At 57.8% G+C, this 23,473-nt stretch carries 28 protein-coding genes; 15 read left to right on the forward strand and 13 right to left on the reverse strand.

The genetic code is table 11. The annotated features are described in order from the left end of the window. Window positions 1-103 precede the first annotated feature (103 nt). A complete protein-coding gene (locus ACWPM9_RS04725) occupies window positions 104-829 on the forward strand; it encodes an EAL domain-containing protein (RefSeq protein ID WP_484756932.1) in 726 nt (241 codons plus the stop codon). A gap of 59 nt (window positions 830-888) precedes the next feature. On the opposite strand, the gene trhO is transcribed toward ACWPM9_RS04725, so the two are convergent. The 5 genes from trhO to ACWPM9_RS04750 form a co-directional block, all read right to left on the reverse strand. Continuing rightward, window positions 889-1,833 (reverse strand): oxygen-dependent tRNA uridine(34) hydroxylase TrhO, encoded by a 945-nt coding sequence (gene trhO, locus ACWPM9_RS04730; RefSeq protein WP_484756933.1) that lies wholly within the window; start codon window positions 1,831-1,833, stop codon window positions 889-891. Window positions 1,834-1,941: 108 nt separating this feature from the next. Next, on the reverse strand, window positions 1,942-2,313 hold the full coding sequence (locus ACWPM9_RS04735) for a VOC family protein (RefSeq protein WP_484756934.1): 372 nt from the start codon (window positions 2,311-2,313) through the stop codon (window positions 1,942-1,944). A 67-nt stretch (window positions 2,314-2,380) separates the two neighbouring features. Beyond that, window positions 2,381-3,076 (reverse strand): helix-turn-helix transcriptional regulator, encoded by a 696-nt coding sequence (locus ACWPM9_RS04740; protein WP_484756935.1) that lies wholly within the window; start codon window positions 3,074-3,076, stop codon window positions 2,381-2,383. 73 nt (window positions 3,077-3,149) lie between these two features. Then, complete coding sequence (locus ACWPM9_RS04745) at window positions 3,150-4,061, reverse strand: CHAD domain-containing protein (protein ID WP_484756936.1); 912 nt, start codon at window positions 4,059-4,061, stop codon at window positions 3,150-3,152. After that, window positions 4,045-4,533: a CYTH domain-containing protein gene (locus ACWPM9_RS04750; RefSeq protein WP_484756937.1), complete on the reverse strand. Its 489-nt coding sequence runs from the start codon at window positions 4,531-4,533 to the stop codon at window positions 4,045-4,047. Before ACWPM9_RS04750 ends, ACWPM9_RS04745 begins: the two co-directional genes overlap by 17 nt. Window positions 4,534-4,686: 153 nt before the next feature. On the opposite strand from ACWPM9_RS04750, the gene ACWPM9_RS04755 reads away from it, so the two are divergent. The 4 genes from ACWPM9_RS04755 (at window position 4,687) to ACWPM9_RS04770 (ending at window position 7,104) form a co-directional block, all read left to right on the forward strand. After that, window positions 4,687-5,325: a 2-dehydro-3-deoxy-phosphogluconate aldolase gene (locus ACWPM9_RS04755; protein WP_428187990.1), complete on the forward strand. Its 639-nt coding sequence runs from the start codon at window positions 4,687-4,689 to the stop codon at window positions 5,323-5,325. Window positions 5,326-5,416: 91 nt separating this feature from the next. Then, window positions 5,417-6,115, forward strand: a complete 699-nt coding sequence (locus tag ACWPM9_RS04760) for a tellurite resistance TerB family protein (protein WP_484756938.1) — start codon at window positions 5,417-5,419, stop codon at window positions 6,113-6,115. A gap of 84 nt (window positions 6,116-6,199) precedes the next feature. Next, a complete protein-coding gene (locus ACWPM9_RS04765) occupies window positions 6,200-6,889 on the forward strand; it encodes a GNAT family N-acetyltransferase (protein WP_484757598.1) in 690 nt (229 codons plus the stop codon). Continuing rightward, entirely contained in the window at window positions 6,886-7,104 is a 219-nt protein-coding gene (locus ACWPM9_RS04770; RefSeq protein WP_428187798.1) for a hypothetical protein, read from the forward strand. Before ACWPM9_RS04765 ends, ACWPM9_RS04770 begins: the two co-directional genes overlap by 4 nt. Here the strand turns inward: ACWPM9_RS04770 and ACWPM9_RS04775 are convergent. The 3 genes from ACWPM9_RS04775 to ACWPM9_RS04785 all read right to left on the reverse strand — a co-directional run bounded on the left by ACWPM9_RS04775 (window position 7,095) and on the right by ACWPM9_RS04785 (window position 9,751). Next, window positions 7,095-8,150: a nickel/cobalt transporter gene (locus ACWPM9_RS04775; protein WP_484756939.1), complete on the reverse strand. Its 1,056-nt coding sequence runs from the start codon at window positions 8,148-8,150 to the stop codon at window positions 7,095-7,097. The two genes, ACWPM9_RS04770 and ACWPM9_RS04775, sit on opposite strands and share 10 nt — an antisense overlap. Continuing rightward, entirely contained in the window at window positions 8,144-8,785 is a 642-nt protein-coding gene (locus tag ACWPM9_RS04780) for a DUF1007 family protein (RefSeq protein ID WP_484756940.1), read from the reverse strand. The genes ACWPM9_RS04775 and ACWPM9_RS04780 overlap by 7 nt, the downstream gene beginning before the upstream one ends. Window positions 8,786-8,857: 72 nt before the next feature. Then, window positions 8,858-9,751 carry a LysR family transcriptional regulator gene (locus tag ACWPM9_RS04785; RefSeq protein WP_484756941.1) on the reverse strand — a complete coding sequence of 298 codons (894 nt, stop codon included), beginning with the start codon at window positions 9,749-9,751 and terminating at the stop codon, window positions 8,858-8,860. 536 nt (window positions 9,752-10,287) lie between these two features. Between ACWPM9_RS04785 and odc2 the strand changes: the two genes are divergently transcribed. From odc2 to ACWPM9_RS04810, 5 genes are all read left to right on the forward strand, one after another. Further along, a complete protein-coding gene (gene odc2, locus ACWPM9_RS04790) occupies window positions 10,288-11,421 on the forward strand; it encodes an ornithine/lysine decarboxylase (RefSeq protein ID WP_484756942.1) in 1,134 nt (377 codons plus the stop codon). 76 nt (window positions 11,422-11,497) lie between these two features. Continuing rightward, a complete protein-coding gene (locus ACWPM9_RS04795; RefSeq protein WP_428187803.1) occupies window positions 11,498-12,088 on the forward strand; it encodes a GNAT family N-acetyltransferase in 591 nt (196 codons plus the stop codon). A gap of 393 nt (window positions 12,089-12,481) precedes the next feature. Next, entirely contained in the window at window positions 12,482-13,114 is a 633-nt protein-coding gene (locus ACWPM9_RS04800) for an outer membrane protein (protein WP_428187804.1), read from the forward strand. 264 nt (window positions 13,115-13,378) lie between these two features. Further along, complete coding sequence (locus ACWPM9_RS04805) at window positions 13,379-14,062, forward strand: OmpW/AlkL family protein (protein ID WP_484756943.1); 684 nt, start codon at window positions 13,379-13,381, stop codon at window positions 14,060-14,062. A gap of 373 nt (window positions 14,063-14,435) precedes the next feature. Next, window positions 14,436-15,686, forward strand: a complete 1,251-nt coding sequence (locus ACWPM9_RS04810) for an MFS transporter (protein WP_484756944.1) — start codon at window positions 14,436-14,438, stop codon at window positions 15,684-15,686. 83 nt (window positions 15,687-15,769) lie between these two features. Here ACWPM9_RS04810 and ACWPM9_RS04815 read toward each other — a convergent pair whose 3' ends face one another. Together ACWPM9_RS04815 and ACWPM9_RS04820 are read right to left on the reverse strand one after the other, a co-directional pair. Beyond that, on the reverse strand, window positions 15,770-16,759 hold the full coding sequence (locus tag ACWPM9_RS04815; protein ID WP_484756945.1) for a WD40 repeat domain-containing protein: 990 nt from the start codon (window positions 16,757-16,759) through the stop codon (window positions 15,770-15,772). 130 nt (window positions 16,760-16,889) lie between these two features. Next, the gene (locus ACWPM9_RS04820) at window positions 16,890-17,171 is read right to left on the reverse strand and encodes a hypothetical protein (protein ID WP_484756946.1); all 282 of its coding nucleotides are present in this window, start codon (window positions 17,169-17,171) and stop codon (window positions 16,890-16,892) included. Between ACWPM9_RS04820 and ACWPM9_RS04825 the strand changes: the two genes are divergently transcribed. Further along, complete coding sequence (locus ACWPM9_RS04825) at window positions 17,163-17,378, forward strand: DUF1127 domain-containing protein (protein WP_484756947.1); 216 nt, start codon at window positions 17,163-17,165, stop codon at window positions 17,376-17,378. The genes ACWPM9_RS04820 and ACWPM9_RS04825 overlap by 9 nt on opposite strands. Window positions 17,379-17,440: 62 nt before the next feature. On the opposite strand, the gene ACWPM9_RS04830 is transcribed toward ACWPM9_RS04825, so the two are convergent. Both ACWPM9_RS04830 and ACWPM9_RS04835 read right to left on the reverse strand, forming a co-directional pair. Continuing rightward, window positions 17,441-18,541 carry a CobW family GTP-binding protein gene (locus ACWPM9_RS04830; protein WP_484756948.1) on the reverse strand — a complete coding sequence of 367 codons (1,101 nt, stop codon included), beginning with the start codon at window positions 18,539-18,541 and terminating at the stop codon, window positions 17,441-17,443. Between the two features lie 76 nt (window positions 18,542-18,617). Continuing rightward, a complete protein-coding gene (locus ACWPM9_RS04835; RefSeq protein ID WP_484756949.1) occupies window positions 18,618-18,920 on the reverse strand; it encodes a hypothetical protein in 303 nt (100 codons plus the stop codon). A 97-nt stretch (window positions 18,921-19,017) separates the two neighbouring features. Here ACWPM9_RS04835 and ACWPM9_RS04840 point away from each other — a divergent pair, with 97 nt between their 5' ends. Continuing rightward, the gene (locus ACWPM9_RS04840; RefSeq protein WP_484756950.1) at window positions 19,018-19,926 is read left to right on the forward strand and encodes a LysR family transcriptional regulator; all 909 of its coding nucleotides are present in this window, start codon (window positions 19,018-19,020) and stop codon (window positions 19,924-19,926) included. Here the strand turns inward: ACWPM9_RS04840 and ACWPM9_RS04845 are convergent. Continuing rightward, entirely contained in the window at window positions 19,910-20,716 is an 807-nt protein-coding gene (locus tag ACWPM9_RS04845; protein ID WP_484756951.1) for a creatininase family protein, read from the reverse strand. The two genes, ACWPM9_RS04840 and ACWPM9_RS04845, sit on opposite strands and share 17 nt — an antisense overlap. A gap of 87 nt (window positions 20,717-20,803) precedes the next feature. Here ACWPM9_RS04845 and ACWPM9_RS04850 point away from each other — a divergent pair, with 87 nt between their 5' ends. The 3 genes from ACWPM9_RS04850 (at window position 20,804) to ACWPM9_RS04860 (ending at window position 23,433) form a co-directional block, all read left to right on the forward strand. Next, entirely contained in the window at window positions 20,804-21,298 is a 495-nt protein-coding gene (locus ACWPM9_RS04850; protein WP_484756952.1) for a MarR family winged helix-turn-helix transcriptional regulator, read from the forward strand. A gap of 144 nt (window positions 21,299-21,442) precedes the next feature. Further along, entirely contained in the window at window positions 21,443-22,459 is a 1,017-nt protein-coding gene (locus ACWPM9_RS04855; protein WP_428187814.1) for a LacI family DNA-binding transcriptional regulator, read from the forward strand. A gap of 11 nt (window positions 22,460-22,470) precedes the next feature. Further along, window positions 22,471-23,433: a 2-hydroxyacid dehydrogenase gene (locus ACWPM9_RS04860; protein WP_484756953.1), complete on the forward strand. Its 963-nt coding sequence runs from the start codon at window positions 22,471-22,473 to the stop codon at window positions 23,431-23,433. The last annotated feature ends 40 nt before the right edge of the window (window positions 23,434-23,473 follow it).

The raw sequence follows: 23,473 nt of genomic DNA on the forward strand, positions 1-23,473 counted from the left end.
TTAATGCTTCCATGCGATATCCAGACAAAGCATTGGAGTGTTGATTATGGCTGGGGTTTGCAACGGGTGTCGGAATGGCGAGGGCTTCGATTTGCCGTTTTCCATGGCATTTCAGCCAATTGTCGATCTCTCCAGCGGCCGTATTTTCGCCCATGAGGCGCTCGTTCGCGGGTTGAATGGAGAATCGGCTGGTTCAGTTCTGTCGCGGGTGAGCGATGATAACCGCTATGCCTTCGATCAGCGGTGCCGGGTGAAGGCTATTGAACTGGCGTCGAAGCTGTCGGTGCCCGGCGATGACAGCAAGCTGTCGATCAATTTCATGCCGAATGCGGTGTATGAGCCGCGCGCCTGCATTCGTCTGACGCTGGCGACCGCCGAACGAGTCGGCTTTCCGCTCAACCGTATCATCTTCGAATTCACCGAAAATGAGCGGCTGGATACCGAGCACGTGCTCAATATTCTAAGGGTATACAAGGCGATCGGCTTCAAGACGGCCATCGATGACTTCGGGGCAGGGCATGCCGGCCTCAACCTTCTGGCCAGGTTCCAACCGGATATTGTCAAGCTTGATATGGACCTGATCCGCGGGATTGATGTCGACACGTCAAAGCAGATCATCGTGCGCCATACCGTGGCCATGCTGAACGAGTTCGGTATCACGCCGGTGTGTGAAGGCGTCGAGACCGAAGCGGAACTGTCTATCCTGCGCGATTTCGGCATTACCCTTATCCAGGGCTATCTCCTGGCCAAGCCCTCTTTCGAGACCTTCTCGACGTTCGGGCCCCGTCCGGTAGCCGTCAGCCAAAATCTGGAAACAACTGCAGCCTGACGATCCGGCCAATCGCCGTCCCGCGTTACGGGTTCACGCGACCGAGGCGGTGGTTCCGATCAACTGCCGATATGTTTTTCGCCGCGCGTCTTTGCCAGCGCAATCTGCTTCTGGCGCTGGCGGTAGCGCAGGCGATCCTCTTCGGTGCGCGTCGCATGGCAATGGGGGCAGGCCACACCTTCTTCGTAGAGAGGGGATTGCACTTCCTCTGCGGTAAGCGGATAGCGGCAGGCATGGCAAAGCGTGTGCTCTCCTTCCTTCAGTCCATGGGTGATCGAAACACGCTCATCGAAGACGAAGCATGCGCCCTCCCACAGGCTTTCTTCTTCCGGTACCTCTTCCAGATATTTCAGGATGCCGCCCTTGAGGTGATAGACCTCATCGAAGCCCTGTTCCTTCATGAAGGCCGTTGCCTTTTCGCAGCGAATTCCGCCGGTGCAGTACATGGCGATCTTCGGCTTGTTGTGCAGGCCGGTATTGTTTCTCACCCAGTCGGGGAATTCCCGGAAGGTCTTGGTGTTCGGGTCAATGGCATTCTTGAAGATGCCAATCGAGGTTTCGTAGTCGTTGCGGGTGTCGATAACGATGGTTTCCGGATCGGAGATCAGTTCGTTCCAGTCCTTCGGCTCGACATAGGTGCCGACGATCTTGTTGGGGTCGATGTTCTCGACGCCCATGGTGACAATCTCTTTTTTCAGCCGAACCTTCATGCGCAGGAAGGGCATTTTGGAAGCGCGGCTTTCCTTGTGCACGAGAGCCGAAAATTCCGGCTGGGCGCGCAGGAAGGCAAGCACATTGGCAATGCCCTCATCGCTGCCGGCAATGGTGCCATTGATGCCTTCGGAGGCAATCAGCAGCGAGCCCTTTACGCCGTTTTCCTGACAGAGCGCATAAAGCGGCTCTTGAAAGCTTTCGAAACGCGGAAAGCGGGCGAAATGATAAAGGGCAGCCACGCAAAACGCGCCGCCGGGCTCATGCGGGATGGTATCAGGATTGTCGCTCATGGCCCGCAAATACAGCTTCTACGGCCGTTGCGCAATCATCATGTGGGTGATGATTGCGCTTTGCCTTTCGTCAAGTCCGGCGGGTCTCAGAGTATCTTGGGGTTCCCGCTACACGGGATTGTTTTCGTTAAAGACACGAATGCGGTGGCCGTCGGGATCGGCCGCGAGGAATGTCCGGCCGAAGACGAGGTCGGTCGGCTCCTGCAGAATGGTCGCGCCGAGCGATGCCCACTCCGCGCATTTAGCGTCAACATCATCTGCTGATTTGACCACCAGCGCGACTTCCGATCCGCCCGCCGGCGTCACGTCCGGCGCGACCGTGGACGTGGACCAGAGGCCCAGCCTCATGCCGTCATTCAACAGGAAGCTGGCAAAGGTCGGGAATGCTTCCAGCGGTGGCATGCCGAGCATTTTTTCATAGAAGGCGACGCTCTTCATTACGTCTTTTGTGTAGAGAAGGGAGTATACGGTTTTGGTCATTGTCTGGCTCCTTGTCGTGTTTGAACGAGGAGACAATAACGCGACATGCTGCCAAATTTTGTCAGTATCATAATGGCGGTGGCGAGATACCGACGTGCTCGCGCCATTCCTTCAGAAGTTGCGTGCGACGCCTGGGATAACGGTCGGGCAAGGGCGTGAGCGTGACGACGCGATCTGTTCTGAAATGGCGGAAGTCCTGGCGCAGTTCGCACCAGCCGACGATGATACGCTGCTTGTCGAGGTAGCCGAGCGCAATTGGCCAGACCGTGCGCTCGCTGGCGCGACCCGAGGCATCTGCATAAGCCATCTCGACCTTGCGTTCTTCCCGGATCAGGCGACGAACAAGCGATGCGTCGATCACGCCGTCGCTGCCGCGCTCCCCGCCGACGATCAGCAGTCCGGAATCGCGCAAGTGCGCCTTGAGGTCCGAGGGTAGAACCGCCTCGATCTTGGCCAGTGCATTGCGTGCCGCATCGTTCAGGTCGTTGTCGGCGCGGCTCGATACCCAGCGGGAGCCGAGAACCAGCGCTTCAATCTCTTCTGGTGAAAACATCAACGGCGGCAGCATGAAGCCCGGTCGCAAAATGTAACCGACACCCGGCTCACCCTCGATGTCGGCACCTTGCGCCTGCAGCGCTGCGATATCGCGATAGAGGGTGCGAAGAGAAATACCGAGTTCCTCGGCCAATACCTGTCCGCTTACCGCGCGGCGATGTCGGCGGAGGATTTGCAGGAGTTCAAGCAGGCGGACCGAGCGGTTCATGGACGATCTCTATGGGATCATGCTGACAGATCATGTCAGCATGATTTCCTGTTCATGAACCTTGGTCAAGTGATCATGTATCGGCCGCTGCCATCCAGAGCGTCGAGATGGTCTTCGCCTCGCGTTCGGGCGTGTCCTGGAATACGCTGGCTGCCAGTGTGAGCGCCTCACGGCGCAGGATCTGTTGCTGGCGGATGATGACGCCCAGGAGATGCGACAATTCCTCGCCGCCACCCAACATGCTGGCATCGAGGTTCAAAAGTTCAACGAGCAGTGTGATGTCATGTTCGTGGCCAAGAAGGTCGACGAGGGCTTTGGTCTGCGACCGCTTGGCATTCATCGCCGAGGGCCAGATATCGCGCAAGAGCGAATTGTACATCCAGTAGGTTTGCGCGGTCTTGCGCAATTCATGGAAGGCCTCTGCGTGGACATTGTCCTGGCATTCCGCAAGATTGCTGTGGGCGCGCTCCAGTGTCTTGACCCAGCTCTTGCCCAGCAGTTTGGCCACCTTTTTCGGGTGGTCATCGAAGTTGAGTTCTGACAAGGCTTCGATCGCGCTTTGGCATGAGCCGATCGCCGCCTGCACATCGTCCTTCAGATCGGTCGCCGCGTCCGCGACCTCTTCCCGGCGCGCTTTCAGAATGTCACGGGCGTGTTCGATCGATTGGGCTTCTTCGGGTGTCTCGGTGAAGCCTGCCAGATAGTCCAGTGTTTCGACCAGAGCGGTGGCATCGCGCACGACCGACAGGCTGGCCGCGGTATCGCGCAGCCGGGCATTTTCGCGTGTGCGAAATTCCTTCTGTCCCTTGGCGATCAGGCGATAGAGCCCGCGTACGCGCTTGAACTTCTTGCGGGCTTCATGAATGGCCTCATGCAGGCCGTCCGGTTGTTCGGTCAGTGCCTTTTCAGCCGTGCGCAACTGGTGTTGCGCCAGGGACCGGATCTCCTGAGTGAAGGGTTTGCCAGGCTTAACGCGATAGCGCATGCACGAGCTCCGGCTTCAGCCGTTCGGTGGCCAGAGCCTGATTGGAATAACGACGGTCGCCTGTCACTTCGCGGCCGACCCAGTGTGGGATTTCCGGATCATCGGTCTCGGCCTTCATTTCCACTTCCGCAACCACCAGTCCATGATAGGCACCGGCGAAAACATCCACTTCCCAGGTGAAATCGCCGATTTTCACGTTATGGCGGGTTTTTTCGATGACGTTACCAAGAGAAAGATCGATCATCTCTTCGGCATCGGCCAGCGGAATGTCGTATTCGAATTCATCGCGAACCAGCGCTGCCCCGCCCACCTTGACCGTCAGTCGGGCCGAGCCGTTGTCCAGGGTGCGCACGCGCACCGATCTGTCGGAATTGACGGAAATATAGGCCTGACGCATGGTGACCGCAGAGATTGCGTCCCGGCGCCAGCTATCGTCAACGACTAGAAACTTACGTTCGATTTCCTTGGCCATGGGGCAACCTCGGTTTCATCAGCGAAAAGCCTATCGCAAAAGATCACATTGGCCAATGAAAGACATCAAGAATGTGGCGTCTTGTCTCGACAAGGGGCAACACCCGCGATACTTCTTCGGCCAATCAATCGTTTGAAAAAGGATGGTCCGATGATGGGTCCGAAAACCGAGAAGCTCCTTTCCGTTCTCAAGTTGCAGCCGGTCGTGCCGGTTCTGATCATCGAGGACGCTGCAAAGGCTGTGCCGCTGGCACGGGCGTTGGTCGCCGGCGGTCTGAAGGCCATCGAGATCACCATGCGCACGGAGGCGGCTCTCGAGGCGGTGCGTCTCGTGGCAAATGAAGTCGAAGGTGCCGTTGCCGGTGCCGGCACCATTCTCAATGCTGCGCACTACGAGGCGGCCGTTGCTGCCGGTTCGCAGTTCATCGTCAGCCCCGGCACCACCCATGAATTGCTGGACGCCGCACGCAAGTCCGACATTCCCCTTTTGCCGGGGGCCGCGACCGCAAGCGAAGTGATGGCACTGCGTGAAGAAGGCTACCGCGTGTTGAAGTTCTTCCCGGCAGAACAGGCGGGCGGTGCTGCTTATCTGAAATCACTGTCGTCGCCGCTCGCCGGCACGGTGTTTTGCCCGACCGGCGGTATTTCGCTGAAGAATGCGCGCGATTACCTGTCGCTGCCCAATGTCATCTGCGTCGGGGGCTCCTGGGTTGCGCCGAAGGAGCTTGTCGATGCGGGCGATTGGGCTGGTATCACCAAGCTTGCAGCGGAAGCTGCGGCTCTTGCCGGCTGACATTTCCGTGACCTCGGCTCCGGTCGCTTTGTAATAGCGTCTGTGCATCCTTATCTCCCCTGTCGAGAATTGAACGACAAGGGAGAAGGCTATGTTTGACGCGAAGAAGTTGCTGGATCAGTTCCTCGGCGCACAGGTTCCGGGGTCGAGCGGGTCGGTGAAGGAGAAGGCTGGCGGGGTTGTCCAGATGGCGAAAGACAATCCGCTGGCAACCGGCGCCATCGCGGCTGTGCTTTTGGGGACCAAGACCGGAAGGTCGCTAACCGGTAGCGCCGTCAAGCTCGGGGGACTGGCAGCCATTGCCGGTCTTGGTTATCAGGCCTACAAGAATTATCAGGCTGGTCATGCACCAGACCGGTCTGCCGCCAATGCCCCGGCCGAACTTCTGCCGCCACCATCAGATTCCGCGTTCAGTGCGGAAGCACCTCATGCCACCAATGACTTCGCCCTGGCATTGGTCAGAGCGATGATCGCTGCGGCAAAGGCCGATGGCCATATCGACAATTCCGAGCGTGCCCGGATCATGGACCGCGTGCAGGTGTCCGGTCTCGGCGCTGAGGCACAGGACTTCATTGAAAAGGAATTGTCCAATCCGACCGATCTCGATGCGCTCGTGGCAGCGGCTGTCACGGAAGAGCAGAAGGTCGAACTCTATACCGCGTCCAGGCTCGCCATCGAGCCCGACAATCGTGCCGAGCGGGGCTATCTCGACCTGCTTGCCGGACGTCTGGGCCTGGCGGATGCTCTGGTCGATCACATTGAAGCAACCGTCTCCGCGTCCAAGGTCTGACCAAGGTCAAATTGCCGCCCGTTGAAGCGGTTGCCTTTGGCGGGCGGCTGGCCTAATCCTCGTGCCCCACGACAAGAGGCAATGATGCGCGATCTGAGGAATTACAAGGTTTCACCGCCGGCTCCCGTCACTTTGAAGGGGCGCTTCGTGACGCTCGAACCCTATAGCCATGAGGAGCATCTGGCCGATCTGTGGGATGGGCTCGGCGGCCTTGGCACCAATGCGCTGCTCAAATATTTTCCCAATGACGATTTCGCCGACAGGGCAGAGTTTGGCGATTGGCTCGATGGCGCCAACGCTTCGGGCAGTCTGATCACGCTTGTCTGTCGGGAGAATGCCAGTGGACGCATCGTCGGCATGGCGAGCTACATGCGTCCCGATCCCAAGAATGGCGTGATTGAAGTGGGCTCCGTGGCGCATGGGCCTTCCATGAAGCAGTCACCGCTTGCGACCGAGATCCACTATCTGATGGCGCGCCATGTGTTCGACGACCTCGATTACCGACGCTACGAATGGAAGTGTCATAACGAAAATGAGCCCAGCAAGATTACGGCGAAGCGATACGGCTTTACCTTTGAGGGTGTTTTCCGGCAGCATGTGATCTCCAAGGGCAGCAATCGCGATACCGCATGGTTCTCGATGATCGATTGCGAATGGCCGGTGATCAAATCTGCATTCGAGGCCTGGCTTGCGCCGGAGAATTTCGACGCCGACGGCAAGCAGGTGCGCCGTCTGGACGATATCCGCAGCGAATTTTTGAAAGAGACACTGTGAGCAACGCAGACCAGAACCGTTCTTCAGCCATCGCGGCTGCCATCATCTTGCTGGGCGCAGGTGTCGCACTTTATTTCCTGCCGCAACTGGTGCTGTGGATTGCAGAGTTCTCACCTATCCTGGCGACCATTGTCGGCGGGCTGGTGATCCTGTCCTTCTTCGGTGTTTTCTGGCTGCGTGCCCGTTACAAGCGGCGGCATCCCTCTCAGGATTGAAGGGCTGCCAGCAGCAGGATCACACCGAGGACAACCACCAGAAGAGCGCCCAGAAGTTCAATGGCGGTCGAGATGCTGCGTGACAGCGTGGAGCCGGGCCCAGACAATCTGACGGCAATACCCTTGGCGGTCACGGCAAGCGTCGCCAGCAGAGACACGGTGATCGCGGTGCCGATCGACATGGCCAGCACCGACAGGATGCCGCCGAGATAAAGTCCGTTCAGTATCGAAAAGGTCATCACCAGAAGCGCACCGGAGCAGGGCCGCAAGCCGACTGCGATGATGGCTGACCACGCCTCTTTGATGCTGAAGCTTGAACCCTTCAGCATTGCGGGGTCCGGAAGATGGGTGATGCCGCAGTCGGGGCATGTGGCTCCTGCTGCAAGGCTGTCATGGCCATGGTTGGCGTCGGTTGCAGAGAAGGACAGACCCGTACCACCAGCCTGCGCCAGTTGCGGCCCGTCGAAAAGAGATGCGCTGACAGGCGCCGATCTGCGGATGGCGATCTGCCGCAGCTTGCGAAACAGAAGCCAGCTGCCAAACAGTATAATCATCGCATAGCTTGCGATTTCCATCGTGTTGGTGGCGTCGGTCAGGGTGATGCCGCTTCCGCGCAACACCATATATGCGGCGGCGACTGTGAGGATGGCGACGATGCCTTGCAGCAAGGCCGATACGAGCGAAATGGTTGCGCCGCGGCGAAGCTCTGTCTCGTTGGCAATCATGTAGGACGAGATAACGGCCTTGCCGTGGCCGGGGCCGGCTGCATGAAAAACGCCATAAGCGAACGACAGGCCGATCAGTGTCCAAAGATGGGTGCCATTATCCCGCATCGACTCCAGAGACTGGGTGAGTGCCCGGTAAAAGCTCTGTTGATGCTGGTTGACCCAGAACAGGAAGCCGCTGAACAGCCCCGACGTCTGGAAGGATGGCTCGGCAGTGCCGATGCCAAGGGGGGAGGCTGCCTGGGCGATTGCGGGCACGACATTCGCGGCCATGACCGCGAGCAGCCCTGTCACGATCAGGGCACGCCTCGATATCAGCATGTCATCTCCAGCCGGGTCGCAAACAGCTTGCCGATATCGGTGTTACCGGGATCGTTGAAAAAGGATTCCGTCTGCATATTCTGGTTTTGGGCGAATATCTTGTCCGGATCCGGGCGGATGACCGAGCGTTTGCACGCCTTGAGCAGCTTGCCCTCCACCTTCATGTCCTCATCCTTGTTGAAATCGATCGCCGTGTAGAGCGTCGGGTCGTAGATGCCGATATTGAACTTGCCCTTAAGGGGGACCTTGTCGACGGGTCTCAGCGAGAAAACCAGAAGTAGCTTGTTGTCCTTGAAGTCCGCGTGGAAGTGATCGGGCTTGCCAATTTTAACCGGGGCACCGTCTCGGGTGATGAAGGTGAAGTAATCATAGTCGGCAAGCGACGTGCGGATGGTCTTGGAAATCTCTTCCAGCTCGTCGTGATCGAGCTTCAAGTCGGTATTGGTGTCGAAATCCAGCAATACGCTGGACGAAAACACATCGTCGAAGCGCCAGACATTGCGTAACTCGCCAAGCGTTCCATCCTTGTTGGCGGTGACCTCGATGGTCGCGTCGGCGAAAATGTGCGGATGCGCATCGGCAATGGCAGGCGCGACGAGCATGGAGATCAGGAAAGCGGCAAGACGAGACTTCATCTCTTCTCCCAGAATTTCGGGTTGGTGCCGGTATTTCGAGCAAATGAGACTGAATTGGGACGCGCGACCCGTTCAGGTGTTTTTTCGGAACCACGCATGCAGATAATCGACAAAAACCCTGACCTTGGCCGGCAGATAGCGTCGATGCGGATAGACCGCATAGATGCCACGGTCGCTCGGCAGATAGTCCTCGAACAAACGAATGAGTTCGCCTGATTCGACATACGGTCTGGCGATGAAATCCGGGACCATGGCCACGCCCATATCCTTGCGGGTGGCGCGCAAGGTCGCAAGCGGACTATTGACGACAATCGGTCCGCTGACTTGAACCGTGATCGGTTCGCCCTCGGGGCTCTGGAACTTGACCGAGTTATGCGCTCTCGCATTGGTATCGATCAGGAACGGCACGTGACTGAGATCGGACGGGTGATCGAGCGGCCCGTGCTTTTCCAGAAAGGCGGGACTCGCAAGGGCATAGACACCGAAATCGGACAGCTTCCTTGCAATGAGGCCCGAATCCTCCAAACGGGTGATGCGGATGGCCAGATCGAAGCTTTCTTCGATCAGATCGACAAACCGGTCTTCGGCCAGGATCTCCAGGGTGACATCGGGGTGTTCAGCGGCAAAATCGATCATCGACTGGCCGACATCGGCGTCGATGAAGGTGCGCGGCACCGACACTTTCAGCTTGCCCTTCAGATCCGCATTGTTTTCGCGTACCAGATCGGCAAGGCTTTCAATTTCCTTCAGGATTTCGGATGCCGAGCGGTAATAGGTGTTGCCGGCCTCGGTCATGGAGAACTGGCGTGTCGTTCGATTGAGCAACAGGGCGCCGAGTTCATCCTCAAGTTCGCGGACATATTTTGATAGTAAAGCCTTGGAACGGCCGGTCTTGCGGGCGGCTGCGGAAAAACCTTCCGCCTCGACCACGTCGATAAATGCGCGAATTCGCGTAAGGGTATCCATTGGCGTCCTGTTTCCGACTCGTCTCGTTTCATTGAACAATTAGCATATTTTGTTCGAAGAAAAATTTCTCGATGCGTTCAAAAAACACTTGATTATGACGACGAACATTCATATCTCCTGACTTGCCCAAAGTCGCACGTGCCTGTGGGTGTCCGCCGATCCTCGAATGGTGAGAAATCGGTAAGGTACCTGGAACTAACCCCTCCAGTCGTTTCTCCGGCCAACCGGAAATGCGAGGACATCTTGAAGCAACGACGGTGCGGGCCTTTCTGGTTCTCTTCCGGCTTTCCAACAGCCGGGGTCACTGAAGAGGCACACCATCATTGCCGGAAGTGCGGTAGGCTCAACCTCCCAATCCAAGGCAGACAAAGCGGATCAATGCTCCTTTCTATGCGTTGTTCCCATATACCGCGCGCCGAGCGCTTGTTCGTCACCAGGGTCTCCAAAGGCTGGTTTCGCTCAAGATTTCGTCGTCCTTTGTCACTCCGGAATCCGACTGGATTCCGGGTTTGAAGCTATTTGGAAGGGTTATAACGATGACCACTCAGCGCATCCTCGACTTCATCAACACCCGACGTCCCGAAGGTCCCTGCCTCGTGGTCGATCTCGACGTCGTCCGTGACAATTATTCCGCTTTCCGCCACGCCCTTCCGGACAGCTCGATCTATTACGCCGTGAAGGCAAACCCCGAGCCGCAGATTCTGAAACTTCTGGCTTCGCTCGGTTCGAACTTCGACTGCGCTTCGGTTGCGGAAGTTCAGATGGCTCTGGAAGCCGGTGCTACTGCGGATCGCGTTTCCTTTGGCAACACGATCAAGAAGGAGCGCGATATCGCTCGCGCCTTCGCGCTCGGTATCGACCTCTTTGCCGTCGACAGCCACGAGGAAGTTGAGAAGATTGCCCGTGCCGCTCCCGGCGCTCGCGTATTCTGCCGCGTTCTCACAGATGGCGAGGGCGCCGAATGGCCGCTTAGCCGCAAGTTCGGCTGCGTGCCGCAGATGGCGGTCGACGTTCTCGTCTATGCGCATCAGCTTGGACTGGAATCCTACGGGGTTTCCTTCCATGTCGGTTCGCAGATGACCAAGGTCGATGCATGGGATGCAGCTCTCGGCGATGCCAAGCGCGTCTTTGCACAGCTTGCCAAGCAGGGAATCCACCTGCAGATGGTCAATATGGGCGGCGGTTTCCCAACCAAGTATCTGCGCGATATCCCGTCTGCTGAAGCCTATGGTCAGGCCATCGTTTCTTCGCTGAAGAAGCATTTCGGCAATCAGCTTCCGCGCACCATCATCGAGCCTGGCCGCGGCATGGTGGGTAACGCCGGTGTGATCAAGGCCGAAGTCGTACTGATCTCGAAGAAGTCGGACAATGACGCACATCGCTGGGTGTTCCTCGACATCGGCAAGTTCGGCGGTCTGGCTGAAACCATGGACGAAGCGATCCGCTACCCGATCCGCACCGCCCGTGATGCCGACGAGATGGAGCCGTGCATTCTGGCCGGTCCCACCTGCGATTCAGCCGATGTGCTTTACGAGAAGAACATGTATCCGCTGCCGCTTTCGCTCACGATCGGCGACGAAGTTCTGATCGAGGGCACAGGCGCTTACACGACCACCTATTCGGCGGTTGCCTTCAACGGTTTCGATCCGCTGAAGTCCTACGTTATCTGACAGGACGTCCGCGCCGGGTTTTCCGGCGCGGCTCTTCAAACAATTTGTTGAAACTGCTTTGCAACGGGAGGCCGCGATGGCCGCTGTTCTGGATAGCGTGCGCGCATTTTTCGCAGCACCTGCCTTTTTGATCGACACTGAAACACCGGCCGATGTCGTGGCGCGCGAAGCGCTTCTCGACAAGGTCATGGGTGAGGACCGCAAGACCAAGTCGTCGGAAAAGATCCGCCGTGGTCGGCTGCCGGCTGAAGGCCTGGCACTGGTTGCGCGTGATCGTGACGGTCATGTGATCGGCACCGTGCGCCTTTGGAACATCGAGGCTGGCATTTCCAGCGAGGGCAATGCCATCGATGCATTGCTTCTTGGGCCGCTCGCCGTTGACTGCGCCTGCGAAGGCAAGGGGATCGGTTCTGCCTTGATGCGCGCCGCACTTCTGGAAGCCAAGCGGCGTGGCCATGGCGCGGTGCTGCTGGTGGGCGACGCTGCCTATTATGAACGTTTCGGTTTCTTCGCTGACAAGGCACAGCATCTGATCATGCCCGGTCCTTTTGCGCGTGATCGTTTTCTCGGAATCGAGTTGAAGACCGGGTGGCTGAGTGGCGCTGCCGGCATGGTTGTCGCAACGGGTAACAAGCTAGGGGTGTCCTTGGAGACAAAGGCGGACTGAGGACCCCACAAAGGGCTCGCGCTCCCGGCTTGGCTCGATTTGGCGGGACTTCTTGAGTCGCCGGTCGACAGCGCGGGCCCATACTTATTCTTATAGCTGCGATCACATTCTCGGGATCGCAGCTATTTTTTTGCACGCCCCAATTCCGGGTGTCACGCAGTTGGTGATGAAGTGGCTGTTTTCGCTGTGTGTTTTACCGTCACTGTCGACTTGTCCGCGGCGACCTGAAAATCGTTATGTCACATAACCGCCACGGTGTGCGGAAAGAAGTTTCATTTCGTATGGAACCTTCGGAACATTAGCCCCTCCTTCGAGAGTTATGGGTTCGTGGGTGATCCACATACGCTCCGACATGTCGGAGATCTAAAACGCAGCCCTTAGGGAGTAACCCAAATGTACAAGAAGATTCTTCTGGCCTCGGTCGCAACAACACTGTTCACAGCCGGTGCAGCCATGGCTGCCGACGTCGTCTATGAAGCACCACCTGCGCCACCAGCGGCTGTTGAAGCCCCTGTGGTCTATTCGTGGGGCGGCGCTTACGTCGGTGCTGAAGGCGGCTATGGCTGGGGTGACGGCGACGTTGCCGGTTCCGGTTCCGGTGATTTCGATGGCGGTCGCTTCGGTGGCTTCGTTGGTTATAACTGGGATACCGGCAGCAACCTGATCGTCGGTCTCGAAGGTAACCTCGATTACGACTGGAACAAGGATTCCGTTGGCGGTGCCGACTTCGAAACCGGTCTGAACGGTGGCGTTCGCGGTCGCGTCGGTTATGCCATGGATCGCGCGCTGCTCTTCGGTGCAGCCGGTTGGACGGCGACGGATGCCAAGCTCGACACAGGCGCGGGTGAATCCAACGAGATGATGAACGGCTGGACCGTTGGCGGTGGTGTAGATTACGCCTTCACCGACAACATGTTCGGTCGCGTTGAATATCGTTACAACGATTACGGCGACAAGGATATCGGCGGCACAAACGTCGACTTCAGCCAGCATGTGATCAATGTCGGTCTCGGCGTGAAGTTCTAATATTACGCTCGGCGATCTTTTGCCGACGTCAGTCATGGGCCGGTCAGCATCTGATGATGCTGGCCGGTCTTCGCGTCTGGCCCAATGACACGCATTATTCTTGACGTTTGTCAGAGCCTTGCGTGCTAATTTTGTGACATGGGCGCCGGATCGGGAAGCATGCTTATCTAATTTCTAATGTATTGATTTAAATCAATATATTTATCTCCTCCGTCAGGAAAGTCGCGGAAGGCTTTGGCCTTACGATTCCTAAGGAGAGATAAAATGACGACCATCTGGACGACTGTCCGCACTCTGGCTCTTTGCGCATCCACCCTGACTGTGGCGTCTGCTGCGACCGCGGCCGATCTGATGCCGATGACGCCTGCGGAAGAAGCGGCGATGACCTCTGTCAGCCCCTGGATGATCCGCCTGCGTGGTCTGGGTGTAATCACCGAGGACAAGGGCTCTCTGGATGGCGTTGCGGGCTCCGACCTTTCCTATAGCGACACCGTCGTTCCCGAACTCGATATTTCCTATTTCTTCACCGACAATATTGCTGCCGAACTGATACTCGGGACGACCTATGCCAATATCGATGGCGAAGGTGCGATTTCCGGTTATGGCAAGATTGGCAAGACCTGGCTTCTTCCACCAACGCTGACATTGCAGTACCACTTCACCAACTTTGGCAACTTCAAGCCCTATGTCGGAGCGGGTGTCAATTACAGCATCTACTACAACCAGAAGGGGTCCGCTGCGGACTCAATCGATGTGAAGAACACCTTCGGTGCGGCGCTGCAGGCTGGTTTTGACTACATGGTCGATCAGCACTGGGGTGTGAACTTCGACGTGAAGAAGATCTTTATGGAGGCCGATTATGATGCGGTCGTTGGCGGCACACCGGTAAGCGGCAAGGCCAAGTTGAACCCGTGGCTGATCGGCGCGGGTGTCACCTACCGCTTCTGACCTTTCAATGTTTCGCTGACAGATCCACGTCTCATGAGAAAGGGCTCCCGTTCGTTTGGACGGGAGTTCATTCTTTTTTTGGGACAGAGCTGCCTGCCGCTGCCTTCTTCTTCCGTCTGATGTAGATCCGGGTTTTCAATCTCGACGTCCGCCAACCTTACTGAAATGTAAGGGATTGCCCTGGAACAAAGCACCAGTTTTCGGCCTTAGACGTATGCTGCTTACTCGTGCGCCATACCTGCCTTATTATCCGAGACACGCATTGCGTTGAGCGCAGAAATGCCCGGCTCCCGCCGGGATGGTTTTTGCTTCGCACTTTGACGGTATCCGGACTACAAGCCGCCTCACCGCCGGTGCTCCGATGGAGGACCTCATGTCGGCAATCTCAGATCTACGCGCGTTGACCCCAACGCAACGCAACACAGTCATCGCCAGCTATCTCGGCTGGACACTCGATGCTTTCGACTTCTTCATTCTCGTCTTCATACTCAAGGATATCGCAAAGGACTTCCACACGGACGTCGCTGCGGTGTCCATCGCGATCTTTCTGACACTGGCCATGAGGCCTGTCGGCGCCTTGATCTTCGGTTTCGCTGCCGACAGGTTCGGGCGTCGCACCACCTTGATGATCGATGTGCTGTTGTATTCCCTGCTCGAACTCCTTTCGGGCTTCTCGACAGGGCTCACGCTGTTGATCGTTCTGCGTCTCCTCTATGGTATCGCCATGGGTGGCGAGTGGGGCGTCGGTGCCTCGCTGACGATGGAGACCATTCCAGAGCGAACACGCGGGATCGTGTCCGGGCTTTTACAGGCCGGTTATCCCAGCGGCTATCTGCTTGCTTCGCTCGTCTTCTTCTTCCTGTATCCGCTGATCGGCTGGCGCGGCATGTTCTTCATTGGTGTCGCACCGGCTTTGCTGGTTCTCTATATCCGTCGCAATGTGGAGGAATCTCCGGCTTTCATTGCCAGCCGCAATCAGGTGCGCAGACCATTTTTGGTCGTGCTGAAGGAGAATATCCCGCTGTTCATCTGGGCTGTCATCCTGATGACCGCTTTCAATTTTTTCAGCCACGGAACGCAAGATCTCTATCCGACCTTCATGGAGAGCCAGCGTGGCTACACATCCCATACCGTCGGCGCCATCGCCATCTTCTACAATATCGGCGCGATCATAGGTGGTCTTGTCTTCGGTGCCCTGTCCCAGAAGATTGGGCGGCGCAAGAGTATCGTTATCGCTGCTTTGCTGGCGATCCCGGTTGCCCCGCTTTGGACCTATGCTTCCACGCCCATTCTGCTGGCAATCGGTGCATTCCTCATGCAGTTCCTCGTCCAGGGTGCCTGGGGTGTCATTCCCGCTCATCTGAACGAGCTATCGCCTGACGAGGTTCGCGGAACCTTCCCGGGTTTCGCCTATCAGTTGGGCAATCTGCTGGCCTCGGGCAATGCCACGCTGCAGGCAGGGCTGGCCGAGCACTGGAACGGCGACTATGCCTTCACGATGCTGGTCGGTGCCATTGTCGTCTGTATCGCGGTCGCCCTGCTTGCAGGCTTTGGCTACGAGAAGAAGGGCATCAGCTTCAAGGGGTCTGTTTCCCCGCAGGTGGCGCCGCGCTTGGCCACATAATCTTTAGTTGTGCTCATCCAATCAGAAAGGCCGGCGCATTGCGCCGGCCTTTGCCGTTTTCCGTCATGGCTTGCCACATGCAGTCAGGCGGCGATATCGATGACGCCGCAGTCTCCGGCCTCGGAGGCATAGGCGAGCAGTTTGCCGTCACGGTTCCAGCCCATGGAGGTGATGGCACCCTTGCCGGGTCGGCGCAGCAGCGCTTCCTTGCCGTCGGCGATGCGCACGGCGAGGATCATGCCGTCGATAAAGCCGATGGCCAGTACTTCTTCGGCCGGATGGAAGGACACTTGCGTGACCATGATGTTGGAGCGGGTGCCGAGCTCGAGAGGCGCCTTGCCCATTGGCCCATCCTTGCTGGCAAAGGGCCAGACGATCGCGGCCGGTGCGCCGGATGAGGCAAGCCATTTGCCCTTGGGCGACCAGGAATAGGATTTCACCTTGGCGGGATAGCCGGTCATGCGCATGTGGCGTGCATCTGGCCCGTTCTTGCCATCCAGTTTCCAGCCATGCAGTGCGTTTTCCTGCATCGTTGTCACGACGAAACGACCGTCCGGCGAGAATGTCACGCCGGTATGAGCGCCTTTCCAGTCCAGATCGATCGGTGCACCGGCGGTGCCGACCCAATGCAGGGTCACGCCATTATAGCGGGCAACAGCAATGCGCATGCCTTTGGGGGCAAAGTCGATACCTTCGATTGTGCGCTCTTCGGTAAATTCCTTCACGCTGCCATCGGCGAGACGAACGAATGCAGTCTTGCCATAGGCATAGGCGATCGCACCTTGCGGGCCGGGTGCAACGACCGAAATCCATTTGCGCGGCACGTCAGCGAGCTCTGTCACCGAGCCATCAGCCGCGATTCTCAAGACCTTGCCGTCCTCGCCGCCCGTCACCAGCGTCTGGTTGCTTGCGTCCTTGACGCAGGAGAGCAGGCCCTGATGCGCCTCGGTCACCTTGTCTGCGCCATCGAGGCGGTGGATGCGGCCGGCTGCGGTGGCAAAGACGGGGGTGTCGCCAAGAAAGGCCGCTGTGACGACGTGGCCTTCAAGATCAAGTGGAGCTACGGATGGCATGGCTGTCTGAATATCCTTTGAATTTGGTGCCTATTTGCGACCCGGTTCGCTGTTAGGCAAGAGCAAACGACCATTTTTCTGTTCTGTCTGACGGTCTGCGAGCGTCGATCTGAGCTCTCGGTTCTGACGATCAGGCGCGTCGCCGCGCACATTCGAACAGTTTCAAACAATTGTGCAACAATTCAACCTTACTCCGGGCATTGCGTTCTCTTGCTTGGGCCAGGGACGCAAGATTGGAACTCAGGTCGCTTCGATACGTGCGGATGTTGAGCCTGCATCTGGGCGTATCGGAGCGAATTTCACTCCAGTGAATGCTGACAACTTCGAAGGTCGCTTCTTGACCTTCAGGCGGGCCGGTCGTGTCCCAACCCGGCTGCCCGCCACTTTTCTCATGGGGGATATCATGCTGCATTCCATTGCATTGCCGACGGTTGATACAGCTGCGCGGCCTGTGACACTCATTTCACGCATAGGGTTATGGTTCCAGAACGCTCGGACGCGGGCACAGCTTCGCGAGGCCGAGGATCGTGTTTTGCTCGATATCGGTATCACACGTGATGAGGCTCTTCTTGAAGCTGCCAAACCATTTTGGCAGAACCTGCAGACGCCCATCCGCTAACGTACAAAAAAGCCGCACCCTCTCAAAGGGCGCGGCTGATCATGTCTTGTTGTTTCGGTTTGTCAGGCTGCCTGGCAGGCCTTGAAGCTGTTTTCCAGCTTCTCGCGGTCCAACTCTCTGCCGATGAAGACGAGGCGGCTTTCACGGGTCTCGTTTTCCTTCCACGGGCGCTGATGATCGCCTTCGATAATCATGTGCACACCCTGAACCACATACCGTTCCTCGTCGCCCTTGAAGGCGATGATGCCCTTGAGGCGCAGGATGTTCGGGCCTTGCGTCTGCGTGACCTTCTGGATCCAGGGGAAGAAACGATCCGGGTTCATCTCGCCGCCGCGCAGCGAAATCGACGTAACCGTCACATCATGGATAGCGGAGGGGGCGTGGTCATGATGATGATGGCCGTGTCCGTGATCATGGTCATGGTCATGGTGGCTATGGTCGTGGTCGTGATGATCGTGACCGTGGTCATGGCCGCAATCGGGGCCGCAAACGTGATCGGGATCATCGTGGTTGAGGAAGTAGGGATCGTTTTCCAGCGCGCGCTCAAGGTTGAAGGCGCCCTGGTTCAGGACCTTGGCGAGATCAACGCCGGACCGGCTGGTGGAATAGATGCGTGCAGACGGATTGATGGCACGGACGATATGTTCGATCTGGTGCAGTTCGTCATGGGTGACAAGGTCGGACTTGTTGACAACGACGACATCGGCAAAGGCGATCTGGTCTTCAGCTTCACGGCTGTCCTTGAGGCGCAGCGGCAGATGTTTGGCGTCGACCAAAGCGACGACTGCGTCCAGTTCGGTCTTGGCGCGTACGTCGTCATCCATGAAGAAAGTCTGGGCGACCGGAACCGGGTCTGCAAGGCCGGTTGTCTCAACGATGATGCCATCGAAACGGCCCGGACGGCGCATCAGGCCCTCCACGACGCGGATAAGGTCTCCGCGCACGGTGCAGCAGACGCAGCCATTGTTCATTTCGTAAATTTCTTCGTCCGACTCGACGATCAGATCGTTATCGATGCCGATTTCGCCGAACTCGTTGACGATGACCGCATATTTCTTGCCATGGCTTTCCGACAGGATACGGTTCAACAATGTCGTCTTGCCGGAGCCGAGATAGCCGGTCAGAACGGTGACGGGAATGGGTTTTGCCGTTACTTCGGTCATAGCAATCATCCTTCGCGGGGGAATTCCGGCCCTATATAGGGTGGGGACCTGCTCCCCCGCAAGGACGTGGCTCAAATCAGTTGGTGTGGCTGCCTGCCTCGCAACACTGGCGCGCCGTGCGCGCTTTGTCGGTTGCGGTCCGGTGGGCAAACAGGCTTTTTGCCGATGCGACGACGCGGTCCTTCACACTCTTGAAAAACAGACGACGCTCCTCTTCTCTGAATAGGGTGGCATTTCGCTCAAGGCTTGCGAGGTCCGTGCGCTTGCCCGGCCAGATCTCGGTCGGGATATCACCCCAGATGTCATCTGCTGATGGACCGGTGCCCTCGCTTTTGGCCTTTTGGCTGGCAAGGCCCTTCAATCCGTCGAACTTGTCCATGGCGTTTCTCCTTGGGTTGGACAAGTTGGACATTAAATCATTCCTGGATTATGATAATCGCATCCCTAAGATCTATAATAATGAATTGAAGTCATGAATGATGGATCCATTTGCTGCTCATGAGATGAATGTCTTCTCCAAGATCGTGGATGCCGGAAGCTTTGCGGCGGCGGCAGGTGAAGTGGGAATGACGCCATCTGCCGTTTCCAAGCTGGTGAGCCGCCTGGAAGCCAGGCTCGGTGTACGCCTTCTGACGCGAACGACGCGCCGATTGGCTCTGACCGGGGAGGGGGAGACCTATCTGGATGCGGCGCGCCGGATTGTTGCCGATATCGAGGCTGCCGAGGCCGAGTTGACGGCCAGTGCCCGGGAACCGTCCGGGCTTTTGAAGATCAATACGGGTGTCGTGCTTGGGCGCCATGTCGTCATGCCCATGATGCCCGATTTCATGGAGCGCTATCCCAAGATCTCGGTCGAGCTCAATATCGCCGACCGTCAGGTCGATGTGATCGGCGAACAGGTCGATATCGCCATTCGCACCGGACCGCTGGTGACATCACCGCTGATTGCGCGAAAGATCGGCGACACCATGCGGGTGATCTGCGTCAGTCCGACCTATCTTGAGCGATACGGCCATCCTGCAAGCCCGGCTGATCTCAGAGGTCACAATTGCATGGCTGCGGGTGGTTTTCCGGAGCTGCTGCGCTGGCCTTTCCTCACACCGGAAGGTGTGAATGTGATCGAGGTGAACGGTGGTTTTACCTCCGACAGTCTCGATGTGATTGTCGACATGGTTCTCGCCGGCAAAGGCATTGGCCGGATGTCGCGCATCATCGTTGCCCAGCATCTGGACAGCGGTGCGCTGGTGGAACTCTTCAAAGACAGTCACAGACGCGACCCGCTGGCGGTTCATGCGTTGATGCCGCCCGGCGGCAACCGCTCATTGAAGGTGCGCGCTTTTCTCGATTATATGATCGGCCACCCTTTGGTCAGCGCGCGCTTTTAGGCATGAGACTGTCGATGTCGAAGCGGTCGACGTCACGAAGTAGTTCGACAATGCCCGAGATTGCATGGGCGAGGATTAGCTCACCTTTTTCAGCCGATGCAGCGGCTGCGTCGCCGGCGACGCCCTTGGCGTTGAGATCCGACATCTTCCAGCCGAATGCGTGGGGACCATAGGCCCGCAAGTAGCGGAATTTTTCGGCAAACTCGCTCTGGCGCGAGCCGAAGGCTTCAGCCTTTTGCATGTTCACCTGATCGGGGCAGAGCGCCAGCATGACGGAGGTCTCGATATCGCCGCCGTGAATATCTATGGCTTTGTCTTCCGGCTTGATCAGGCCTTCCGGCAGACCGAAACGGGTCCAGCTTGTGGCAACCGCGAGCATGTCGAAACGGATACGGGCTTCGGTGGCAACTATCGTGAGCAATGGTGAGTTCCCGCCATGGGCATTCAGCATCACGAATTTCTTGATACCTTGCTTGGATAGTTCCTCGGCGATGCCGAGCCAGCGTTCGACGGCCTCGCGCCAGTAAAGCGTTTTCGTGCCGGCGACATCCATATGCTCGATAGAATAGCCTACGGATTCTAGAGGCAGAAACGTGACGGGAAGCTCGTCTGGCAGGACATCAACCAGTCTCTCCACGATGCCGCTTGCGATCAGTGCGTCGGTTTCGAAGGGCAGATGCGGGCCGTGCTGTTCATGGGCGCCCAGGGGCAGAACCGCAATCCAGTCCTTTCGTGCATCGGCTGACATGCGGTCGTCGTTGTCTTGGAAACGTCGTTTCGGAATGGGCATCTGGCGTGCTGCTGCTTCTTTGAATATGAATCGGGCAAGTTGAACGATAACCGCAGCCGAATGCCACCGGCTGGCGCGGGGGACAAGATGGCGAAAAAGGGTAAGGCCGACAAGAAAAACAAATCGGGCAAGAAGAAAGACCAGCTCAAGGAGCAGGTCGAGGCTCTGCCACTGGAGCTTGGTCCGGCGGTCGCGCAAGCTGCCCGGTCCATGCGCACGGCTCTGTCCCATCAACTTGCCGCGCATGGCCTTTATGCCGGCCAGGATGGCGTCATTCAGGCACTGGCGGGTGAGGATGGTCTGACGCCCGGCGCCCTTGCCCAGAAACTTGGTGTCAAGGCGCCGACCATGACGCGGACGATCGGGCGCATGGAGGCGCAGGGCTTTGTCGAACGCCGCGCCGGTGCGGGCGATGCACGTCTAACACAGGTTCATCTGACAGAGACCGGGCGGGCGAGCCTTGCCGCCATCAATACCGCCGTCGATGAATGCAATCGTATCGCGACCAAGGGCCTGTCGGGCAAGGAAGTTCGCGCGTTGGTCAAATTGCTGGCAACGATCGATGAAAACCTGCATGGTTGATCATCCGCGCGTTCGGCGAAGTACCTGTTATCCGACGAAAAATTCCATCATGAAGATTGCGCTGCAGAATTAAACTGTTTAATTAAACAGTTTAGAAGGCGAGGATAGTTGTGAGGATCGCCGCTTCGCTGCCGTGGAGGAAACGTGGCGCAGAAAATCAAACTCTCGACAATTGCCGAGTCTCTCGGTCTGTCCACCGCGACGATTTCACTTGCTTTGCGCGACAGTCCGCTGGTGGCAGCCGATACACGCGAGAAGATCAAGGAACAGGCCCGGCTGCTCGGTTATATCTATAATCGTCGCGCTGCCAGCTTGCGCACATCGCGTTCGGGGATCATCGGTGTCGTTGTGCATGACATCATGAACCCGTTCTATGGCGAAATCCTCAAGGCCATCGAGAGCGAGCTCGACCGCAACCGTCAGACCTTCATTCTCTCCAATCACTACGACTCGGTCGAAAAGCAGCGCATGTTCATCGAGACACTGCTGCAGCTTGGCGGCGATGGCGTGATCATGTCGCCGGCGATCGGTACGCCGCCGGAAGATGTCATGCTGGCGGAGGAAAACAGCATGCCGGCCATTCTGGTTGCCCGTTCCATGGACGGCGTCGACCTGCCGACCTATCGCGGCGACGACAGCTACGGGATTTCGCTGGCGACCAATCACCTGATTGGCCTTGGCCACCGGACCATCGCCATGATCGGCGGCACCGACCAGACGTCGACTGGCCGCGATCGATATCAGGGCTATGTCAATGCATTGCGCAAGGCTGGGATCGAGGTCGATCCGGAGTTGCGCATTCCAGGCCCGCGCACCAAGCAGGGCGGCTTTGAGGCTGCTGTGCACTTCTTGTCCCTGCCGCAAAGGCCGACTGCGGCCGTGTGCTGGAACGATCTGGTTGCCATTGGCCTGATGAACGGCATTTCCCGTGCGGGGCTGACCCCCGGTCGGGATATTTCTGTCACCGGTTATGACGATCTGGAGGAAGCCTCCATCGCCACGCCGTCGCTGACCACCGTCTGGAACGGACAGGCCGAAGTCGGGCGCCTTGCGGCGCGCGCGCTTCTTGACAAGCTTGCCGGAAATCATGATCCCGACGGTATCCATCTGATCAAACCTGAAATGCGGATCAGGCAATCGACTGGTCCGATCAACCGCTAAAGGAGGGCTCCATGGCCGAGTCATTGCCTGTGATCCTGCTCACAGGGCGCATCAATCCGCGCGTCCGCGAAGGGCTGGACGGCAAATTTGAAGTCGTGACCGTTGACGGAGATCTGTCGTCTCTCGATGAAAGCGTGACTGCGCGTGCGCGCGGTATTGCCGGCTTCAACGCTGCTCCCGCAGAGCTGATCGATCAATTGCCGGCTCTCGAGATCATTGCCAATTTCGGTGTCGGTTACGACGGTGTCGATACTGCCGCTGCCGCCAAGCGCAATATTATCGTCACCAATACGCCTGATGTGTTGAACGATGAAGTGGCCGATACCACCATTGGCCTGCTGCTCGGCACGGTGCGGCGTCTCTATGACGCTGAGAAGTGGCTGCGTGATGGCAAGTGGGAAAACGAAGGTCCGTTCGCTCTGTCGCCGCTGTCTTTGCGGGACCGCCATGTCGGTCTCTACGGGCTTGGCCGCATCGGGCTCGAAATTGCCAAGAGACTTGAGCCTTTCAAGGTCAAGATTTCCTATCACACCCGGTCTGAGCGCAAGGACGTCTCTTACGGCTATTATTCGTCACTCGGCGAACTTGCCACGGCTGTCGATACACTGATCTGCATCGTGCCGAAGACGCCTGAGACGCATAAGGCAATTGATGCGGACGTTCTCAAGGCCCTTGGCCCAAATGGCGTGATGATCAATGTCGGTCGCGGCTGGTCCGTGGACGAGGAAGCACTTGAGGCAGCGCTCAAGAGCGGCGTGATTGCCGCCGCTGGTCTCGATGTCTTCCAGGATGAACCCAAGGTTCCTGCAGGACTTCTGGACGCGCCGAACCTGTCTGTCCTGCCGCATATCGCGTCAGCCTCTGTACCGACGCGCAATGCGATGGCCGATCTGGTTGTTGCGAATTTGGTCTCCTGGTTCACAGATGGCACTGTGTTGACGCCAGTTGCAGAGACGCCTGCCAAAACCCGGTAAAACAGCCTTTCGTCCCGGAACTCCAGCTTTCGGCAAGTTC

The sequence above is a fragment of the Agrobacterium sp. H141 genome (assembly GCF_057158725.1).

What these genes read in the sequence shown, in the direction of transcription:
- ACWPM9_RS04840 (WP_484756950.1), top strand. Translation starts at nt 19,018, where the DNA reads ATGATGGATCCATTTGCTGCTCATGAGATGAATGTCTTCTCCAAGATC.
- ACWPM9_RS04805 (WP_484756943.1), top strand. Translation starts at nt 13,379, where the DNA reads ATGACGACCATCTGGACGACTGTCCGCACTCTGGCTCTTTGCGCATCC.
- ACWPM9_RS04815 (WP_484756945.1), bottom strand. Translation starts at nt 16,759, where the DNA reads ATGCCATCCGTAGCTCCACTTGATCTTGAAGGCCACGTCGTCACAGCG.
- odc2 (WP_484756942.1), top strand. Translation starts at nt 10,288, where the DNA reads ATGACCACTCAGCGCATCCTCGACTTCATCAACACCCGACGTCCCGAA.
- ACWPM9_RS04825 (WP_484756947.1), top strand. Translation starts at nt 17,163, where the DNA reads ATGCTGCATTCCATTGCATTGCCGACGGTTGATACAGCTGCGCGGCCT.
- ACWPM9_RS04740 (WP_484756935.1), bottom strand. Translation starts at nt 3,076, where the DNA reads ATGAACCGCTCGGTCCGCCTGCTTGAACTCCTGCAAATCCTCCGCCGA.
- ACWPM9_RS04800 (WP_428187804.1), top strand. Translation starts at nt 12,482, where the DNA reads ATGTACAAGAAGATTCTTCTGGCCTCGGTCGCAACAACACTGTTCACA.
- ACWPM9_RS04725 (WP_484756932.1), top strand. Translation starts at nt 104, where the DNA reads ATGGCATTTCAGCCAATTGTCGATCTCTCCAGCGGCCGTATTTTCGCC.
- ACWPM9_RS04750 (WP_484756937.1), bottom strand. Translation starts at nt 4,533, where the DNA reads ATGGCCAAGGAAATCGAACGTAAGTTTCTAGTCGTTGACGATAGCTGG.
- ACWPM9_RS04735 (WP_484756934.1), bottom strand. Translation starts at nt 2,313, where the DNA reads ATGACCAAAACCGTATACTCCCTTCTCTACACAAAAGACGTAATGAAG.
- ACWPM9_RS04755 (WP_428187990.1), top strand. Translation starts at nt 4,687, where the DNA reads ATGGGTCCGAAAACCGAGAAGCTCCTTTCCGTTCTCAAGTTGCAGCCG.
- ACWPM9_RS04795 (WP_428187803.1), top strand. Translation starts at nt 11,498, where the DNA reads ATGGCCGCTGTTCTGGATAGCGTGCGCGCATTTTTCGCAGCACCTGCC.
- ACWPM9_RS04785 (WP_484756941.1), bottom strand. Translation starts at nt 9,751, where the DNA reads ATGGATACCCTTACGCGAATTCGCGCATTTATCGACGTGGTCGAGGCG.
- ACWPM9_RS04745 (WP_484756936.1), bottom strand. Translation starts at nt 4,061, where the DNA reads ATGCGCTATCGCGTTAAGCCTGGCAAACCCTTCACTCAGGAGATCCGG.
- ACWPM9_RS04780 (WP_484756940.1), bottom strand. Translation starts at nt 8,785, where the DNA reads ATGAAGTCTCGTCTTGCCGCTTTCCTGATCTCCATGCTCGTCGCGCCT.
- trhO (WP_484756933.1), bottom strand. Translation starts at nt 1,833, where the DNA reads ATGAGCGACAATCCTGATACCATCCCGCATGAGCCCGGCGGCGCGTTT.
- ACWPM9_RS04830 (WP_484756948.1), bottom strand. Translation starts at nt 18,541, where the DNA reads ATGACCGAAGTAACGGCAAAACCCATTCCCGTCACCGTTCTGACCGGC.
- ACWPM9_RS04765 (WP_484757598.1), top strand. Translation starts at nt 6,200, where the DNA reads ATGCGCGATCTGAGGAATTACAAGGTTTCACCGCCGGCTCCCGTCACT.
- ACWPM9_RS04810 (WP_484756944.1), top strand. Translation starts at nt 14,436, where the DNA reads ATGTCGGCAATCTCAGATCTACGCGCGTTGACCCCAACGCAACGCAAC.
- ACWPM9_RS04775 (WP_484756939.1), bottom strand. Translation starts at nt 8,150, where the DNA reads ATGCTGATATCGAGGCGTGCCCTGATCGTGACAGGGCTGCTCGCGGTC.
- ACWPM9_RS04820 (WP_484756946.1), bottom strand. Translation starts at nt 17,171, where the DNA reads ATGCAGCATGATATCCCCCATGAGAAAAGTGGCGGGCAGCCGGGTTGG.
- ACWPM9_RS04835 (WP_484756949.1), bottom strand. Translation starts at nt 18,920, where the DNA reads ATGGACAAGTTCGACGGATTGAAGGGCCTTGCCAGCCAAAAGGCCAAA.
- ACWPM9_RS04845 (WP_484756951.1), bottom strand. Translation starts at nt 20,716, where the DNA reads ATGCCCATTCCGAAACGACGTTTCCAAGACAACGACGACCGCATGTCA.
- ACWPM9_RS04760 (WP_484756938.1), top strand. Translation starts at nt 5,417, where the DNA reads ATGTTTGACGCGAAGAAGTTGCTGGATCAGTTCCTCGGCGCACAGGTT.
- ACWPM9_RS04850 (WP_484756952.1), top strand. Translation starts at nt 20,804, where the DNA reads ATGGCGAAAAAGGGTAAGGCCGACAAGAAAAACAAATCGGGCAAGAAG.
- ACWPM9_RS04860 (WP_484756953.1), top strand. Translation starts at nt 22,471, where the DNA reads ATGGCCGAGTCATTGCCTGTGATCCTGCTCACAGGGCGCATCAATCCG.